The sequence below is a fragment of the Gordonia sp. NPDC058843 genome (genome assembly GCF_042743165.1).
In the GTDB taxonomy this organism is placed as follows: Bacteria; Actinomycetota; Actinomycetes; order Mycobacteriales; family Mycobacteriaceae; genus Gordonia.
Map to the genome: position 1 here is coordinate 1 of NZ_JBHYNC010000072.1, position 1972 is coordinate 1972.

Annotated in this window: 1 protein-coding gene; it reads left to right on the forward strand. The window is 62.2% G+C overall.

Annotated elements, in window-relative coordinates; translation table 11 throughout:
* Positions 1 to 637: 637 nt before the first annotated feature.
* Positions 638 to 1972 (forward strand): hypothetical protein (locus ACFW3F_RS24900; protein WP_388062301.1); only part of this gene is annotated, 1335 nt, incomplete at its 3' end.

The window sequence follows — 1972 nt, forward strand, 5'->3', positions numbered from 1 at the left end:
GCTCCGGGGCGCAAGCGCCCCGTCGGGGGTACGGGCGCGCAAGCGCGCCCGAAGGGGCGCCGCAAGCGGCGCCGTGGCGGCGTGCGTTTCGCTGTCCCGCTCCCCATCGGCCTACGGCCGATTGGATGGAAGGTGGTTGTGGTGCACCGTGTTTCATGTCGCCCAGTCTATCACGACTCCCGCCGCGCAACGGGCCTGGACCCCGCCGTGTCGGCCTGCGGCCGACCCGGCACCCACACCTACCGACCGCCCTACGGGCGCTCTCAAACTCCATATGAAACATATTACCGCACAACAGAATTAAAACCCATTGCCACACAACCAATTCCCTACGGGAATCTACGTCCGCCGCGACCGATACTCGCACATGCAACCAAAAAGGCCGGCGCCGCCCCGTGACGACAGCGAATCATAGGTTTGCTATCGTTACCGTCGCGTTGTTCTGAGTTGCCACACCCAACGAGAAGAACGCTCGCACAGGGGAGGGAGGGGAGCCCCCCGAAGCCTGCCCCTCCCTCCCCCTTCCTCTTCTGCCTCTGAGAGCCCGGCCCTCACCGGTCTTGATCCGCCGAACCCACCGAAGACGGCAACGAACCTACTCATCGCGACTGCTATGCAGGCCGGGTAGTTTTCTTCCATGGCTAGTGACTGGGCGCTCGAAGAGCTGTCGCCACGAGCATTTGAGCAGTTGGCGGTAGCTCTGGCCACCTCGCTGATTGGTCCTGAGGTAGCCGTTTATGGCTCTGGGAAGGATGGCGGGCGGGAAGCCACCTACACCGGGGTCATCGAGTGGCCAGAGATCGCTGACGGCTCTGTAGGGCCGGATCAGCGGTGGACTGGGTATACCGTGGTCCAGGCTAAACAACGCGAGCGCGTCGGCCCGCCGGACCAGGACCTCGGATGGCTCAGAGGGCAGATCCGCGATGAACTGAACGCCTGGCACGCCGGCACTCGAAGCAACCTACCCAACAACCTGCTGTTCGTCACGAACGCGCGGTTATCGGCCGTCGACACGACCGGCGGAGTCGATCAGATCGTGCGGTACGCAAAGAACAGGCTCGACGAGACTGGCATCGGTGATGACGGCAAACCCACCGCATCGCTCAAAACGCAGGGCCTCCGCAACATCTTCGTATGGCACCGCGACACCCTCAACGCCCTCATCTCAGCCAACAACGCGATCCGCGATGCGTTCCCCGCCCTGCTAACAGTCGGAGACCTTCTCACGCGTCTGGCAGCACTCCCCGGATTGATTGAACCTCAACATCTTGCACCGCTACTCGTCGACCACGCTCAGAGCACCATCCGCCAAGAGCAATGGCTACGATTCGATGAAGCAGGAGACACCCCCGAGGAACGCCACCGCATCGACGACGTCATCGTCGATCTTCCGGCCCGCCACGACGGCCGGCGCCTCCCATCCGTACTCAACCGAATCATCCTCCGTGCCGATCAAATCACCCGCTCCACGGTATGGGAGTCCCCACACCCACGCCATCTCGTCATCACTGGAGCGCCCGGAAACGGGAAAAGCACAGTAGCGCAATATCTTACCCAGCTATACCGAGCACGATTCGTCCGTCACGAGGCCAACCAAGCAGGAGTCATCGAACTCGTCAACCGTACGGAAGAAACACTCGAACGCATCAACGTGGCCACACCTAAGAATCCACGATGGCCCCTTCGCATAGACCTCGCCACCATGGCCAAAGAGATGGGCCCCGCAGGTGGCCCTAACATCAAGCGGTGGCTCGCCGATCTCGTCACCACCAGCACCGAACTCACAGTAGAGCCGGCGTCATTGAGCCGATGGATCACGGCATGGCCGACGCTGTTGATCTTCGACGGATTCGACGAGGTCACCGTGCCACAGCTTCGCCACCGCATCGTCGACGAAATACACAGCCTCCTTGAGTGGGCAGACACCGTTGACGCCGACCTGCTCATGATCATCACCACCCGGCGCACCGGC